Annotated in this window: 14 protein-coding genes and 1 pseudogene; all 15 read left to right on the top strand. The window is 73.5% G+C overall.

Annotated elements, in window-relative coordinates; translation table 11 throughout:
• Positions 1–155: 155 nt before the first annotated feature.
• A complete protein-coding gene (locus tag J5O08_RS19195) occupies positions 156–638 on the top strand; it encodes a flagellar hook assembly protein FlgD (RefSeq protein WP_218708494.1) in 483 nt (160 codons plus the stop codon).
• A 36-nt stretch (positions 639–674) separates the two neighbouring features.
• Complete coding sequence (locus tag J5O08_RS19190) at positions 675–1,868, top strand: flagellar hook protein FlgE (protein ID WP_218708493.1); 1,194 nt, start codon at positions 675–677, stop codon at positions 1,866–1,868.
• Positions 1,869–2,082: 214 nt separating this feature from the next.
• The gene (locus tag J5O08_RS19185; protein WP_147795542.1) at positions 2,083–2,406 is read left to right on the top strand and encodes a flagellar FlbD family protein; all 324 of its coding nucleotides are present in this window, start codon (positions 2,083–2,085) and stop codon (positions 2,404–2,406) included.
• A 1-nt stretch (position 2,407) separates the two neighbouring features.
• The gene (locus J5O08_RS19180; RefSeq protein ID WP_217617172.1) at positions 2,408–3,175 is read left to right on the top strand and encodes a motility protein A; all 768 of its coding nucleotides are present in this window, start codon (positions 2,408–2,410) and stop codon (positions 3,173–3,175) included.
• On the top strand, positions 3,172–4,092 hold the full coding sequence (locus tag J5O08_RS19175; RefSeq protein WP_218708492.1) for a flagellar motor protein MotB: 921 nt from the start codon (positions 3,172–3,174) through the stop codon (positions 4,090–4,092). The genes J5O08_RS19180 and J5O08_RS19175 overlap by 4 nt, the downstream gene beginning before the upstream one ends.
• A gap of 5 nt (positions 4,093–4,097) precedes the next feature.
• Positions 4,098–4,616: a flagellar basal body-associated FliL family protein gene (locus tag J5O08_RS19170; protein WP_217617170.1), complete on the top strand. Its 519-nt coding sequence runs from the start codon at positions 4,098–4,100 to the stop codon at positions 4,614–4,616.
• Positions 4,617–4,869: 253 nt separating this feature from the next.
• Positions 4,870–5,751, top strand: coding sequence for a FliM/FliN family flagellar motor switch protein (locus tag J5O08_RS19165; RefSeq protein WP_308281730.1), 882 nt, complete (start codon positions 4,870–4,872; stop codon positions 5,749–5,751).
• Positions 5,751–6,464: a flagellar motor switch protein FliN gene (fliN, locus tag J5O08_RS19160; RefSeq protein ID WP_218708491.1), complete on the top strand. Its 714-nt coding sequence runs from the start codon at positions 5,751–5,753 to the stop codon at positions 6,462–6,464. The genes J5O08_RS19165 and fliN overlap by 1 nt, the downstream gene beginning before the upstream one ends.
• On the top strand, positions 6,464–7,078 hold the full coding sequence (fliO, locus tag J5O08_RS19155; protein WP_218708490.1) for a flagellar biosynthetic protein FliO: 615 nt from the start codon (positions 6,464–6,466) through the stop codon (positions 7,076–7,078). The genes fliN and fliO overlap by 1 nt, the downstream gene beginning before the upstream one ends.
• 122 nt (positions 7,079–7,200) lie before the next feature.
• Positions 7,201–8,004 (top strand): flagellar type III secretion system pore protein FliP, encoded by an 804-nt coding sequence (gene fliP, locus J5O08_RS19150; RefSeq protein ID WP_210417449.1) that lies wholly within the window; start codon positions 7,201–7,203, stop codon positions 8,002–8,004.
• Positions 8,004–8,276, top strand: coding sequence for a flagellar biosynthesis protein FliQ (fliQ, locus tag J5O08_RS19145; RefSeq protein WP_147795549.1), 273 nt, complete (start codon positions 8,004–8,006; stop codon positions 8,274–8,276). Before fliP ends, fliQ begins: the two co-directional genes overlap by 1 nt.
• A 7-nt stretch (positions 8,277–8,283) precedes the next feature.
• Positions 8,284–9,039: a flagellar biosynthetic protein FliR gene (locus J5O08_RS19140; protein WP_147795550.1), complete on the top strand. Its 756-nt coding sequence runs from the start codon at positions 8,284–8,286 to the stop codon at positions 9,037–9,039.
• Entirely contained in the window at positions 9,039–10,196 is a 1,158-nt protein-coding gene (locus tag J5O08_RS19135; RefSeq protein WP_218708489.1) for a flagellar biosynthesis protein FlhB, read from the top strand. The genes J5O08_RS19140 and J5O08_RS19135 overlap by 1 nt, the downstream gene beginning before the upstream one ends.
• 58 nt (positions 10,197–10,254) lie before the next feature.
• The gene (gene flhA / locus J5O08_RS19130) at positions 10,255–12,318 is read left to right on the top strand and encodes a flagellar biosynthesis protein FlhA (protein ID WP_218708488.1); all 2,064 of its coding nucleotides are present in this window, start codon (positions 10,255–10,257) and stop codon (positions 12,316–12,318) included.
• Positions 12,296–12,878, top strand: a pseudogene (locus J5O08_RS19125) (hypothetical protein); the annotation flags it as partial. The gene flhA and the pseudogene J5O08_RS19125, both read left to right, overlap by 23 nt.

The raw sequence follows: 12,878 nt of genomic DNA, 5'->3' as shown, positions 1-12,878 counted from the left end.
GCGCCGGCACCGATGCCGCCGGCCGCCGCGCGGCGGGCCTGCCCGACGGCGCCCGCGCCGGCGCCGGCGCCCCGGCGGCCGACGTCCCCGCACCCACCCGCACGTCGGCGCACGCCGGCGGCCTCGACCTGCTCGTCTGACCGGAGGGATCCCCCGTGACCGCCATCCCCGTCTCGTACATCGGTGGCTCGACCGCCGACGCGACCGCGGCGACCACCAGCACCCCGAGCAAGACGCTCGACAAGGACACGTTCCTCAAGCTCCTGGTCGCGCAGCTGTCCAACCAGGACCCGAGCAGCCCGATGGACACCAGCGACATGATGGCGCAGACCACGCAGCTGTCGATGATGGAGTCCCTCTCGGAGATCCAGGCGTCGTCCCGCGAGCAGTTCGGGCTCCAGATGCGGATGGCCGCCGCCGACCTCGTCGGCCAGCAGGTCACCTGGAAGGACGCCGACGGCAAGACCCAGACCGGCGTCGTCTCCGGCGTCGACTACTCCGCCAGCGTCCCGACCCTGACCGTCGGGAAGACCCAGCTCCCGCTCGACGCCGTCGCGACCGTCACCCCGGCCGGGAGCACCCCGCCCGCCGAGGACGACGACGCGACCGCCCCCACCGACTCCACGACCACCGCCTGACCGCGGTCCGGCCCACCCCACCCGAAGGGAACCACCATGCTCCGCTCCCTCTTCTCCGGCATCAGCGGTCTGCGCAGCCACCAGACGATGCTCGACGTCACCGGCAACAACATCGCCAACGTCAACACCACCGGCTTCAAGGCGTCCCAGATCCAGTTCCAGGACACCCTGAGCCAGATGCTCAACGCCGCCTCGGGCGCCCAGGAGGGCGTCGGCGGCCAGAACCCCGCGCAGGTCGGCCTCGGCGTACAGGTCGCGGGCATCACCACCAACTTCACGCAGGGCGCGGCGCAGCTCACCGGCCGCAGCACCGACATGATGATCTCCGGCGACGGCTTCTTCGTCGTCCGCCAGGGCACGCAGCAGTACTACACGCGCGCCGGGTCGTTCGACTTCGACTCGACCGGCCAGATGGTGCTGCCGGGCGACGGCGCGATGGTCCAGGGCTGGGCCGCGGACGCCAACGGCGTCATCGACACCTCGCGCCCGGTCGGCGACATCAAGGTCGGCGTCGGCACGGTCATGCCGGCCAAGGCCACCACCCGCACGCCGTTCTCCGGCAACCTGCAGGCGGACGCCGAGACGGGCAAGACCAAGACCGTCTCGGTCAAGGCGTACGACGCGCTGGGCAACGCCCGCGAGGTCGAGCTCGAGTTCGTCAAGGGCGCCACCGGCTGGACCATGACCGCCACCGACGGCACGGCCACCTACCCGACGACCGGCTCCGTGGCGCTCACGTTCGACGCCGCGGGCAACCCGACGTTCGCCGACACCACGTTCGCGCTCGGCGGCGTGACGGTCGACCTCACCGGCATCACCGGCATGGCCGGCGTCGACACGATCGCCGCGGACAAGCAGGACGGCTACGCCGCCGGCATCCTCGAGTCGTTCACCCTCGGTTCGGACGGCACGATCAACGGCGCGTTCAGCAACGGCCTCAAGCAGGACCTCGGCCGGATCGCCATGGCGTCGTTCACCAACCCCTCCGGCCTGTCGAAGGCGGGCGGCTCGCTGTTCACCACCACGGTGAACTCGGGCGACCCGCAGATCGGCTCCGCCGGCACCGGCGGCCGCGGCACCATGTCGTCGGGCTCGCTCGAGATGAGCAACGTGGACCTGTCCACGGAGTTCACGCAGCTGATCATCGCGCAGCGCGGCTTCCAGGCGAACTCCCGCGTGATCACCACCTCGGACGAGGTGCTCCAGGAGCTCGTCAACCTCAAGCGCTGACGCGCACCGCCGCCCCGTGCCCTGCCGACCCACGCGGTCGGCGGGGCCGGGAGCGTGCCTCCACCGCGGGCCGCGCGGGCCCCGGACACCACTCTCCGACCGCCGCAAACCCCTCAGCGACCGGGCCCCGCGTCCGATGGGCAGGGGGAGCGGCACACGGACGGGCCGCGGCGGCGCCACGCCGCACACGCACCACCAGGGACGGGACACCGCTGTGATCATCGTGACGCGCCTCAACGGGGCCCAGTTCGGGGTCAACCCCGACCTGCTCCAGCGCGTCGACAGCGCGCCCGACACCATCCTGACCCTCATCGACGGGACGAAGTACATCGTCCGCGAGTCGATGGCCGAGGTCATCGCGCGGGTCAACGAGCACCGCGCGCAGCTCCTGGCCCGCGCCCAGGAGATCCAGGCCGCGCCGACCCCGACGGTCGAGCTGGTCCGCGACACCGCCGCCGGCGGCGCGCCGGGCCCGGCCGAGGACGACGGCGACGAGCCGCTCGCCGACCCCGTTCCCCTGCGACCGAGGAGCCGCTGACATGGATCCCGCCGGTTTCATCGGACTGGTCGTCGCCTTCGGCGCGATCTTCACCGCCCTCATCATGGAGGGGGCGGACCCGATGTCCATCTTCCTCCTCCCGCCGCTCATCCTGGTGTGGCTGGGCACGATCGGCGTCGGCATCGCCGGCCACACGCTGAAGGACGTCATCGAGTCCTACAAGGCGGTGCCGCGCGCGTTCCTCAAGAAGATCCCGGACCCGACGACCACGGTCGACACCCTCGTCGACCTGGCGGACCGCGCCCGGCGCGAGGGCCTGCTCGCGCTCGAGGACGCGGCCAAGGACATCGACGACCCGTTCCTGCGCGGCGGCCTGCAGGCCGCGATCGACGGCACCGACCCCGACGACCTGCGGATGATCCTCGAGGACAAGATCGCGACGAAGCGGACCAAGGAGAAGGTCTGGTCCAAGTACTTCGCCGACATGGGCGGCTACGCGCCGACCATCGGCATCATCGGCACGGTCATCTCGCTGGTGCACGTGCTCGAGAACCTGTCGGACCCGGCGTCTCTCGGGCACTCGATCGCCGCGGCGTTCGTCGCCACCCTCTGGGGCATCCTCTCCGCCAACGTGGTCTGGCTGCCGATCGGCGCCCGCATCAAGCGGTTCTCCGACCTCGAGTGCGCGCAGATGGAGGTGACGCTGGAGGGCCTGCTGGCCGTCCAGGCCGGCGCCAACCCGCGCCTGGTGGGCGAGCGGCTGCGCAGCCTGCTGCCCGACGAGCCCGCGGCCAAGGAAGCAGCGTGAGCTCCGGCCACGGCGGTCGCGGCCGAGGTCGCCGCGGGGGGCACGAGGAGGAGCACGTCAACCACGAGCGCTGGCTCGTGTCGTACTCGGACATGATCACCGTGCTCATGGCGCTGTTCATCGTCCTGTTCGCCATCAGCCAGGTCGACCAGGAGAAGTACGTCGCCCTCAAGGCGTCGCTGGCGGCCGGGTTCGGCGACGGGTCGGTGAACCAGTCGATCCTCGACGGCACGGACGGCGCGCTGGACGGGCTCTCGATCACCGAGGACCAGCCCGACGCGGGCACCTCCGGGATCGTGGACGCCGACGAGGGCCTCGGCCTGCAGGCGTCCGACCCGGCGCCGCAGACCTCCGCCGACCCGACCCAGGTCGACCCGAGCGTGCTCGCGGCGGCCCAGGCCGAGGCGGCCCACCTCGACGAGGTGCGCGAGCACATCCTCCAGGCGCTGACCGGCGCCGGCCTGCAGGACCAGGTCCGGTTCCGGGTGGACGAGCGCGGTCTGGTGCTCGGGCTGGTCGCGGACGACGTGTTCTTCGCGCAGGGGTCGGCGACACTGACCCCCACCGCGGGGCAGGTCCTGGACCTGGCGGCGCCCACGCTCGTGGGCCTCCAGGAGCAGATCTCGGTGGAGGGCCACGCGAACACCATCCCGATCTCCGGGCGGTACGCGACGAACTGGGAGCTCTCCTCCGACCGCGCCACCCAGGTGCTGCGGTACCTGGTGGAGCGCGACGGCATGCCGGGCACCCGCATCCAGGCGGTCGGCTACGGCGACACCCGGCCCCTGGTGCAGGGGACCGGCGAGGACGCGATGACCGCCAACCGGCGGGTCGACATGGTCATTCTCAGCGCGGCACCCGAGGCGGTGCGCGCCCTGCTGCCCGCAGTGGCAGCCGGAAGCACGACGGGAGGGTAGGGGCGATGCCCATCGAGCAGCGCGTGGTCGGCGGCGGTCAGAAGATCGGCGGCGGCCAGAAGATCGGCGGCGGGACTCCGGCTCCGGCGCCCGCCGCGGAGCCGGAGAAGAAGAAGGGCGGCAAGAAGAAGCTGCTCCTCATCATCGGGGCGGTCGTCCTGGTGGCGGCGGGGGCGGCGGCGTACCTGCTGCTCGGCCGGGGGAGCGGCGAGCCGGCCGCGGAGCCGGAGCCCGAGCCGGGCGCGGTGGTCGCGGTCGAGCCCGTGAGCCTGAACCTGGCCGACGGCCACTACCTGCGGCTCGGCTTCGAGCTGCAGTTCACCGTCGAGGCCGCGGGCCACGGCGACCCGGAGACCGGCCCCGCCGTCGACGCGGCGATCGCCCTGTTCTCCGGCCGGAGCGTGTCCGAGGTCAGCGACCCCGCCAAGCGCGAGGAGCTGAAGGCGGAGTTCAAGACCCAGCTCGACGAGCTCTACCACGGGGAGGTGTACGACGTCTTCCTGACGAACTACGTCACCCAGTGACGGTGCGCGCGGCGACGCGCGTCCCGTCCGACCGGACCTCCGGGGCCCCTGACCAGGGGCGTCACCCGATCCGGTGAACCACGGCGCCACGGAGGGCGCCACATCGCTCCGCAGCACGCCGGCCCACGACGGGCCGAGGGCGGAGAAAGTCCGGCCGCGACCTCTCACATCACCCGGTCGCGCGCCGATCAGGGTGGGCGTGACGGTCCACACCACGGGTCAGGCCCCCGCGCGCTCCAGGCGGCGCACGCACGTGCCCGAGCCCTACGACTTCCGCCGCCCCATGACCATGGCGCGCGAGCACGCCCGCGTGCTCGAGATGGCGTTCGAGACGTTCGCCCGCCAGTGGGGCAACCAGCTCACCGCCCGCCTGCGCGCGATGGCCCAGGTGACGCTCGACGGGCTGAGCCTGCAGACGTACGACGAGTACGTGCGCGGCCTCCCGGGCACCACGGCGATGATGCTGTGCACCATCGAGCAGACCCGGCAGACCGCCGTCGTGCAGGTGCCGGTCAGCGCCACGATGGTCTGGATCGACTACATGCTCGGCGGCCCCGGCACGGGCGACGTCCGCGAGGACCGCGAGCTCACCGAGATCGAGCTGACGCTGCTGCGCGGCGTCATGGGCGCGGCCCTCGGCGACCTCGGCTACGCCTTCTCGTCGCTGACGCCGCTCGACGTCACGCTGCGCTCCGTCCAGTACAACCCGCAGTTCGTGCAGGCCGTGCCGGCCTCCGACGCGGTGCTGGTCGCCACGTTCCTCATGCGGGTCGGCGAGCGCGAGGACGTCGCCACCGTCATGTTCCCCGCCGAGGTGCTGCTGGCCGCCGTGCGGCAGGCCGATGGCGCCGGCAGCCGGTCCGTCGAGGACCAGCGGGCCCACGAGCTCGCGGTGCTCGACCTGGAGGCCGCCGTCGAGGACGTGCCCGTCGAGGTCGCCGTCCGGTTCGCGCCGGTCGTCGTCCGCCCCCGCGACGTCGTCGGCCTGGCCGTCGGCGACGTCGTCCCCCTGTCCCACCCGTCGTCCCAGCCGCTCGACGTGGTGGTGGACGGGGTCGTGCTCGCGCGAGCCGCCGCGGGGAACAACGGTTCCCGCCTCGCCTGCATGGTCGTCACCGTCGAGGAGAAGCCCTGATGAACGCCGTCCCCACCGCCGAGACCACGGACGCCGCGGTCGCCCTCGCGGCCGCCACCGCCGCCGCGCGCCTGCTGCCGGCCGCCGCGCCGCTGGTGCCGGCCCCGGCCCCCGCCGGTGCGCGCCCGGACGCCGACGCGCTCGCCGTGGTCGCCTCGTTCGTCGGCCCGAACAGCGCCGACGTGGTGCTGGTCGCCGACGAGGCCGTGCGCGACGCGCTCGCCGCCGGCGCCCCCGACGGCAGCCCGCTCGACCTGGCCGCCGCGCTGCGCCCGGCCCTGGAGGCCGCGGTCGCCGAGCTCGGCGCCGGCGTGCTCGAGGCCGCCCGGACCGAGACGGTCGCCACCGCCCTGCCCGCCGACGCGCACCTGATCGCGCTCGGCACCGACGAGGGCGTCCAGGCCTGGTTCGGCCTGCGCCTGCGCACCGAGCCGACCGCGAAGGTCCCGGGCGTCCCGACCCAGCGCGCCAGCCTCAACGTGCTCTACGACGTCGAGATGACGCTGACCGCCGAGCTCGGCCGCACCAAGCTGCCGGTCCGCCAGGTCCTGGAGCTGACCCCGGGCGCCGTCCTGGAGCTCGACCGCGCCGCCGGCAGCCCGGCCGACGTCATGGTGAACGGCCGGCTCATCGCCCGCGGCGAGGTCGTCGTGATCGACGAGGAGTTCGGCATCCGCATCACCGAGATCGCGCGCGAGGACGGCACCATCTGATGGACACCCTCGTCCTGGGCCTGCGCGTCCTCCTGGCGCTCGCGTGCGTGATCGGCCTGATCTGGGTCCTCGCGCGCCGCGCCGGGTGGGGCAAGGGCCGTCGCCGGCCCGCGGGCCCGGCCGTCGAGGTGGTCGGGCGCCAGGCGCTCGGCCGCCACGCCGGGGTCGTCGTCGTCGCGGTCGGCGACCGCCGGCTGCTGCTCGGCTACGGCGAGCAGCACGTCACGATGCTGACCGAGCTCGACGCCGTCGCCGAGGAGGAGGCCGCCGACGAGGAGGCCGCCGCCCCGGCCGCGCCGCTCACGCTCGGGGCGCTCGCCGCCGCCGTGCTGCCGACGCCGCGGCGGACGCGGCCGGCCGAGCCGGCTGCTGCCCCCGCCGCGCCGGCGCCCGCGTTCGAGGACGCCCTCGCCGAGGCCGCCGCGGCCCCGGTCCCGGGTCTCGTGGGCCTCGAGGTCGCCGACGTGGACGCCGCCCGCCTCGAGCGCCTGGCCGCCCCCGCCGCCGGCGGGGCGCCGGCCGCCGCGCAGGGCGCGCTGCACGGCTCCGTGCTGGCGCCGTCCACCTGGAAGCAGGCCGTCGCGGTCCTGCGCGAGCGGACGGTGCGCCGGTGACCGCCGCCCTGACGGCGCGCCCCGCGCGCCCCGCCGCCGAGACCGCCGACGTGGACCTCGTCCTGTCCGGCCCCCGCGCCGAGGCCCTCGCGGCCGCCGACGCCGCCGACCGCCGCCGCTGGCTGCTCGTCGTCCTCGCCGTGCTCGGCCTCGTCGTCGCGCTCGTCGTGCTCGGCTCGGGCAGCGCGCACGCCGCGCCGGTCCCGCCGGAGGGCCCCGCCGCACCGACCGGCCCGGCCGACCCCGGCACCGGCGAGGTGTCCGTCGCGATCAACGGCGTGAACGGCACCCCGAGCAGCTCGATCGTCGTGCTCATCGGCATCACGCTGCTGTCGGTCGCGCCGTCGCTGCTGCTGATGATGACCGGCTTCACCAAGATCTTCGTGGTGCTGTCCCTCACCCGGAACGCGCTCGGCCTGACGACCGTGCCGCCCAACCAGGTGATCGCCGGCCTCGCGCTGTTCCTCAGCCTGTTCGTCATGGCCCCGGTGCTGTCCGACGTGAACACCGTCGCGGTGCAGCCCTACCTCGACGGCAGCATGGACTTCACCACGGCGCTCGACGCCGGCTCGGCCCCGCTGCGCGAGTACATGCTCGGGCACACCCGCGAGGCGGACCTGGCGCTCATCACCCGGGCGGCCGACCAGCCCAACCCGGAGGACCCGGCGTCGGTCCCGATGCTCACGCTCATCCCCGCGTTCATGCTCTCGGAGCTGCGGTCGGCGTTCATCATCGGGTTCGTCATCTTCATCCCGTTCCTCGTCATCGACCTCGTCGTGTCCTCGGTCCTGATGAGCATGGGCATGATGATGCTGCCGCCCGTCATGGTGTCGCTGCCGTTCAAGCTGCTGCTGTTCGTGCTCGTCGACGGGTGGGGCCTGATCGTCACCGCCCTGGTCGGCGCCGCGTCGGGCGGGGGTGGCTGATGGACACCTCGGCCGTCCTCGACATCGGGCTGGACGCCCTGATCATCGCCGCCAAGCTCTCGGCGCCGGTGCTCATCACCGCCCTGGTCGTCGGGTTCTCCGTCTCGCTCGTGCAGTCGGTCACCCAGATCCAGGAGGTGACGCTGTCCTTCGTGCCGAAGGCCATCGCCGCCGCCGTGGCGCTGCTGGTCTGCGGGCACTGGATGATCGCGGAGCTGGTGACCTTCACGCACCAGCTGTTCGAGCGCATCCCCGCGCTGCTCGGGGGCTGACCGCACGATGGACGTGACCCTCTCCCTGGCCGCCGTGCAGACCGCGATGCTCGCGGGCGTCCGGTTCGCCGCGTTCCTGATGATCGCGCCGCCGTTCGCGCACCGCGGGATCCCCGGCGCCGTCAAGGCGATGCTCGCGGTCGGGCTGGCGCTCGCCGTGCTGCCGCGCCTGGACCTCGTCGCCACGGAGTCCACGGGGGAGTTCGTCGGGGACCTGGTGCTGGAGGCCGTCGTCGGCGCCGCGCTGGGCTTCCTCGTGTCGCTGGTGTTCTCGGCCGTGCAGGCCGCGGGCAACCTCATCGACCTGTTCGGCGGCTTCCAGCTCGCGCAGGCTTTCGACCCGCAGAACATGACCTCCGGCGCTCAGTTCGCCCGGCTCTACAACATGACGTGCCTGGTCCTGCTGTTCGTCTCCGGCGCCTACCAGCTGCTCATCGGCGGCCTGGCCCGGTCGTTCGACGCCGTGCCGCCGGGCGCCGGGCTCGACCTCGCGGCGATGGCCCAGGTGGTCACCACCGGGCTGTCCGACATGTTCCTCGCGGCGCTGCAGATCGCCGGCCCGCTGCTGGTCGTGCTGTTCCTCACCGACGTGGGCCTCGGCCTGCTGACCCGGGTGTCGCCCGCGCTGAACGCATTCGCGATGGGCTTCCCGCTCAAGATCTTGATGACCGTGACGTTCGCCGGCTTCGCGTACCTGGCCCTGCCGGGTGTGGTCGACGACCTCGCGCGCCGGGCCGTCGAGGCCGTCCTCGGGGTCGCCTGATGGCCGGGGGAGGGGACGCCGGGGAGAAGACCGAGAAGGCCACAGCCCAGCGGATGAAGGAGGTCCACAAGGACGGGAAGCTCTCCCGGTCCCAGGACCTCACCGCGTGGGTCGGCCTGGCCGCCGCCGCCGTCATGCTGCCGAGCACCGCCACCCGCGCGGCCGACGCCGCCCGCGACCAGCTCGCCGCCGTCCGGGAGGCGATCGCCGCACCCGACGCGGGCACGGTCGTCGACCTGCTCGGCGACGGGCTGTGGTCGATCGTGGCGACGCTGGGCCCGCTGATGGCCGTCGTCGCCGGCGTCATCATCGCGGTGGCCGTCGCCCAGGGCGGCGTGCACGTGAAGAAGTTCAAGCCGAACGTGAAGCAGTTCAACCCGGTGTCCGGGGTCAAGCGGCTGTTCGGCGCGAACGCCTGGTGGGAGGGCGCCAAGACGCTGCTCAAGACCGCCGTCGTCGGGCTCGTCCTCTACGCCGCCGTGCAGGCGCTCGTGCCCCAGCTCATGGGCACCGGCCGCATCCCGCTCGAGCACATGCTCGGCGTCGCCGGCGCGGGCGTGAAGCAGCTGATCGTCTGGGGCATCGGGGCCGGCGTGCTGCTCGCCGCGATCGACCTGCTCGTCGTCATGCGTCGCAACCGCAAGCAGACGCGCATGTCGAAGCAGGAGATCAAGGAGGAGAACAAGCGCACCGAGGGTGACCCGCTCGTCAAGGGCCACATCCGGTCCAAGCAGATGGCGATGAGCCGCAACCGCATGATGGCCGCGGTCGCCGACGCGGACGTGGTGATCGTCAACCCGACGCACGTCGCCGTCGCGCTGAAGTACGTCGCCGGCACCGGCGCCCCGCGGCTGGTCGCCAAGGGCGCGGGCGCCGTCGCCGCGAAGATCCGCGAGCAGGCGACCGAGCACCGCGTCCCGATGGTCGAGGACATCCCGCTGGCCCGGTCGCTGCACGCCGCGTGCGCCGTCGACCAGGAGATCCCCGCCTACCTGTTCACCGCCGTCGCCCGCGTCCTCGCGTTCGTCATGCAGCTGAAGCGCCGCGGCGCGGCGATGGGCAGGCACACGATGCCGGGCGGCTCGGTCGCCCCGGACGACGCACCGACCACCGTGGCCGCCGCCCGGCGGCGAGCCCGGCAGGAGAAGGCCGCATGAACGCCGCGCACCTGCCGATGACCAGAGCAGTACCGCACACCACTGACGAGGATCCCCGATGAAGAACCGGCAGATCTCCCAGCTCGCCGTCCCGGTGGGCGTCGTGGGCATCGTGCTGCTCCTGGTGGTGCCGCTGCCCGCGGCGCTGCTCGACGTGCTGATCGCCGTGAACATCACGGCCGCGCTCGTCATCCTGCTCACCAGCATGTACGTGCAGAAGCCGCTGGACTTCAGCGTGTTCCCGTCGCTGATCCTGGTGTTCACGCTGTTCCGGCTCGGCCTCAACGTCGCGTCCACCCGGTTGGTGCTGCGCGACGGCTACGCCGGCGCCGTGATCGACGCGTTCGGGCACTTCGTGGTCGGCGGGTCGCTGGTCATCGGCCTGGTGATCTTCCTGATCCTGGTCGTGATCCAGTTCGTCGTCATCACCAACGGTGCCGGCCGCGTGGCCGAGGTCGGCGCGCGGTTCACCCTCGACGCGATGCCCGGCAAGCAGATGGCCATCGACGCCGACCTCAACTCCGGCCTCATCGACGAGGACACCGCGCGCAAGCGGCGGGCGGAGGTCACCGCGGAGGCCGACTTCTACGGCGCCATGGACGGTGGCTCGAAGTTCGTCAAGGGCGACGCCATCGCCGGCATCATCATCACGCTGATCAACCTCATCGGCGGGTTCGTCATCGGCATGGTCCAGATGGGCCTGTCGGTCACCGAGTCGCTCGAGCGGTTCAGCCTGCTGACCATCGGCGACGGCCTGGTCACCCAGATCCCCGCGCTGCTGCTCTCGGTCTCCACCGGCATCGTCGTCACCCGGGCCACGGCCGAGGGCGACATGGGCACCGCGGCCTCCAAGCAGCTCTCCCAGTCCCGCACCGCGCTGCTGATCGCCGGCTGCGGTGCGCTCGCCCTGGCGCTGCTGCCGGGCATGCCGAAGCTGCCGTTCGTCCTGGTCGGCGCGACGCTGCTGATCGTCGCGCAGCGCATCAAGGCGTCGCAGGCCAAGGAGGCCGCCGCCGCCGAGCTCGCCGCCGCGTCCACCGCCACCGCTGCGCCCACCAGCAACGACACCCCCGAGGCGCTCATCGAGCAGATGCGGGTGCACACCCTGGAGATCCTGCTGGCCCCCGATCTGGTCGACATGGTCGGCAACGGCCCCGACCAGGACCTGCTGCACCGCGTCCGCGGCCTGCGCCGCAAGATCGCCATGGAGCTCGGCATCGTCGTGCCGCCGGTCCGCACCCGCGACTCCGTCGACCTGCCCCGGTCCACCTACGTCGTGCGGATCGCCGGCGTCGAGGTCGGCCGCGGCGAGGTGCCGCCCGGGCGGATCCTGGCCCTCGGCGACGACCTCGCCGCGCTGCCCGGGCAGTCCGTCGTCGAGCCGGTGTTCGGCCTGCCGGGCAAGTGGGTCGCCGCCGAGCTCCGGCACGCCGCCGAGATGGCCGGCGCCACCGTCGTCGACCGGGTGTCCGTGCTCATCACGCACCTGGGCTCGATCATCACCCGCAACGCGCCGCGGCTGCTCGGCCGCGAGGACGTCCGCGTCCTCACCGAGGGCCTCAAGCAGGTCAACCCGTCCGTGGTCGAGGAGCTCGTGCCCGGGCTGCTCACGCTCGGCGAGGTGCAGCGCGTGCTCCAGGGGCTGCTCGCCGAGGAGGTGCCGATCCGCGACCTGGGCCGCATCTACGAGGCGCTCACCCTGCGCGCCAAGGTCAGCACCGACCCCGAGGGCCTGGTCGAGGCCGCGCGCGGCGCGCTCGGTCCGGCGCTGTCGGCGCAGTACGTGCAGGACGGCGCGCTGCGGGTCCTCACCCTCGACCCCGTCTTCGAGCAGTCCCTGGTCGAGGCCCTGCGGCCGTCGGAGTCGGGCACCCAGATCGTCACCGACCCGACCCGCCTGGAGGCGATGCTGGAGCGGCTGCGCGCGCAGGTCGCCGACGCCGAGGCCACCGGCCGGTCCGTCGTGCTCGTCTGCGCCCCGGCGCTGCGGCCCGCCCTGCGCAAGGTCGTCATCCTCGCGCTCGACCGGCTGCCCGTGCTGTCGTACGCCGAGGTCACCGGCGGCGGCGTCCGGATCGAGACCGTCGGGGTGGTGAGCGGTGCCCACGCGATTGCTGCTTGAGGGCGCCGACCTGTCCGAGCTCATGGTGCACGTGCGCGCCGAGTTCGGGCCGACGGCGCGGATCGTGCGCGCCGAGCGGGTGCGCACCGGCGGGCTCGCGGGGTTCTTCGCGCGCGAGCGGTACGAGCTGACGATCGACGTGCCGGACGCGCCGGCCGCGCCGACGACCGGGCTGCTGCGGCGCCGGGGCGTGCCGGTGCCGGCGGCCGGGGCCGGAGCGGGGGCCGGCGGGATCGACGCGCTGCTCGCGGCCGCCGACGCCGCGGACACCGGGCTGGACGGCTACGGGCCGCCCGGGTCCGACGTGCTCGCGCCGGCGCGCGGGGGCGCGGTGCCCGAGGCGCCGCCACGGGTGTCGACCGGCGAGGAGGCGTTCGCCTCGGTGCTGGAGCAGATGCGCGCGATGACCGGGGCCGTGGCGCCGGGCCACCAGCTGGAGGTGCCCGCCCCGGCGGCGCCGGCGGGGGTCCCGGCCGGGGCACCCGACGCCGCGGGGCGGGCGTTCGAGCCCGCGGCCCCGCCGGTGCTGCCCGCGCCCGCGCCGGTGCCGGCCGTGGAGC

This window comes from Cellulomonas sp. PS-H5 (assembly GCF_019265565.1).
Lineage (GTDB): Bacteria > Actinomycetota > Actinomycetes > Actinomycetales > Cellulomonadaceae > Cellulomonas.
This window is presented reverse-complemented; position numbering and strand designations above follow the sequence as displayed.